Origin of the sequence: Devosia geojensis, from assembly GCF_000969415.1 — a bacterium.
GTDB classification, from domain to species: Bacteria; Pseudomonadota; Alphaproteobacteria; order Rhizobiales; family Devosiaceae; genus Devosia; species Devosia geojensis.
The window spans coordinates 1-2,166 of the sequence record NZ_JZEX01000180.1; the positions used below are offsets into that span (position 1 = coordinate 1).

Here is a 2,166-nt window from a genome sequence, read left to right on the forward strand (position 1 = left end):
CCTCCCCTCAAGGGAGAGGGGAGCTATCGGCCCTGCGCATTGCGCATCCGGATAATCGAGTACTGCAGGGTCGAAGCCAGGACCGCATCGCGCAGGGCCCACAGCGAGGGAAGGGCCTTGAGCGTCGCGCCATGCGCAGCAATCGCGTCGGGCAGCCCGGTGAGCACGTCGCGGTAGACGGGCGTCACCGGCTCGCGGCTCACCCAGTAGCCGGCGGTCGCATCGTGCAGCGCGAACGGCGCTTGCGGCATCGTATAGAGAAAGAGGTTCTCGGCCGCGATTCGCTCGAGCCAGGCTTCTTCGACGGCGACGACGATGCGGTTTTCCCCGAGGAAGCGCTCGCGATCGGCCCGCGACGTTTTCTCGTTTGCATAGAAGGTCACGCGCGGGCAGTCGCGCGGCAGCAGGTAGTTGGGCAGCCGCGCGCGGTGGATGGCCCAGACCACCGGATGATCGGTGTAGTCGGACGGGCGCGGATCGAAGCGGGCGATGTCGCCTTTGTCGCTCACATGGAACAGCTCGCTCATCGCGAGGTGTCCAGCCGCGTCTTCTGCGCGCCGTCCTCGACAAAGTTCTGCGGATCGAGCCAGCGCTCGTATTCGGCCCTGAGCCTTGGCCACTCGCCGTCGAGGATCGAGAACCAGGCGGTATCGCGGTTCTCGCCCTTGACGATCATGTCCTGGCGGAACAGGCCCTCATACTGAAAGCCAAAGCGGCGCGCGGCGGCCTTCGAGGGCTCGTTGCGGTTGTTGCACTTCCACTCGAAGCGGCGATAGCCGAGATCGTCGAAGATATAACGGGCGGTGAGATAAAACGCTTCTGTCGCGAGGCGCGTCCTCGCGATCCCCTCGCCCCAGAGCACGCCGCCGATCTCGACGGAGCCGTGCTCGGGCCGCTGGCGCATCAGCGCATGGCGCCCGCCGCACCTGCCGGTCGTCCGGTCGATGACGGCGAAATAGAGCGAGTCCGGCGAGGCCGCTGCCGTGGCGATCCAGGCGCGCAGCTCTTCCACATCGGCGGGCGGGTACAACGGGAGCCAGCGGTGCCGCGCCTCGGCCCCGGGGCCGGAAACGGCGGCGAACATCGTCTCGGCATGGCCGATCGCCATCGGTTCCAGCCGCACATAGCGCCCCTCGAGCACGACGCGCTGCGGTGCGGACTTCGCAGGCCGGATCTGCGTCATGGATGCGATCCGTCATCGATGGCCGCAAGCCCCTGCCGATAGTCGGGGTAGAGCAGCGTGATTCCCAGCGCCTCCTTGATGGCGACATTGGAGACGCGCTTGTTGTCGGCATAGAACGAGCGCTGCATGGGCGTCAGCTCAGCCTCCTCGAAGGGAATTTCCGGCGGCGGCTCGACCCCCGCGAGCCCGGCTGCGAAAGCGACGACGTCCTGGGGCGGGGCCGGCAGGTCGTCGGCAAGGTTGTAGGTGCCGGCGAGCCGCGCCTCGGCGGCCAGCGCCGTCACCCGGGCGATGTCGGCCACATGGATGCGGTTGAACACCTGCTCCGGCTTGACGATGCGGTGCGCCGTGCCCTCGGCCAGCTTGTCGAAGGCCGAGCGGCCGGACCCGTAGATCCCGGCAAGGCGCAGCACGCAGAGCGGCACCCCGCGCGCGTCCGCATAGTCGCGCCACTGCGCTTCCGCCGCGATCCGCCGCCGGTTGCGCTCGCTGGTCGCGTTGAGGGAAGCGCCCTCGTCGATCCAGTCGCCGCCGTGGTCGCCATAGACGCCGATGGTCGAATAGTAGCAGAGCCATTCGAGGTTCTGCGCCGCATCGAGCTCGGCGCGGTGCCGGCGCAGCGCCGGATCGCCCTCGGGTCCGGGGGCGATGGAGAGGACGACGTGGGTGGCGGCCACCAGGTCTTTACCAAGCGTCGCCCCCGGCGCATCGCCGGCAAAGACATGGCCGGCAAAGCCTTCGCGGACGAGCGCCGCCGCGCCCTCCGGCGTGCGGCTGGTGCCGGCGATCCGCGTGCTGGGATCGCGTTCGCGCACGACCCTGGCGCTCGCGAGGCCCGAATAGCCCATGCCGAAGACGAAGAGGTTCATCTAGATCGTTTCCGCAATTGAGATCGGCGGCTCCTTCGCCTCCCTCCCCCTTGAGGGGAGGGAATGAGGGTGGGGGTGGTTGTGTGAGCCACTGATGGACCCCCACCCCCGACC

The 2,166-nt window shown here is 68.4% G+C and carries 3 protein-coding genes; all 3 read right to left on the minus strand.

Annotated features, from left to right (window positions below; translation table 11 throughout):
* Positions 1–23 precede the first annotated feature (23 nt).
* Genes VE25_RS19895 through VE25_RS19905 form a run of 3 tightly spaced genes read right to left on the minus strand, consistent with a single transcriptional unit; the run spans position 24 to position 2,052 of the window.
* Positions 24–527 carry a DUF6886 family protein gene (locus VE25_RS19895; RefSeq protein WP_046110424.1) on the minus strand — a complete coding sequence of 168 codons (504 nt, stop codon included), beginning with the start codon at positions 525–527 and terminating at the stop codon, positions 24–26.
* Positions 524–1,183 carry a GNAT family N-acetyltransferase gene (locus VE25_RS19900; protein WP_046110425.1) on the minus strand — a complete coding sequence of 220 codons (660 nt, stop codon included), beginning with the start codon at positions 1,181–1,183 and terminating at the stop codon, positions 524–526. Before VE25_RS19900 ends, VE25_RS19895 begins: the two co-directional genes overlap by 4 nt.
* Complete coding sequence (locus VE25_RS19905) at positions 1,180–2,052, minus strand: NAD-dependent epimerase/dehydratase family protein (RefSeq protein WP_046110426.1); 873 nt, start codon at positions 2,050–2,052, stop codon at positions 1,180–1,182. Before VE25_RS19905 ends, VE25_RS19900 begins: the two co-directional genes overlap by 4 nt.
* Positions 2,053–2,166 lie beyond the last annotated feature (114 nt).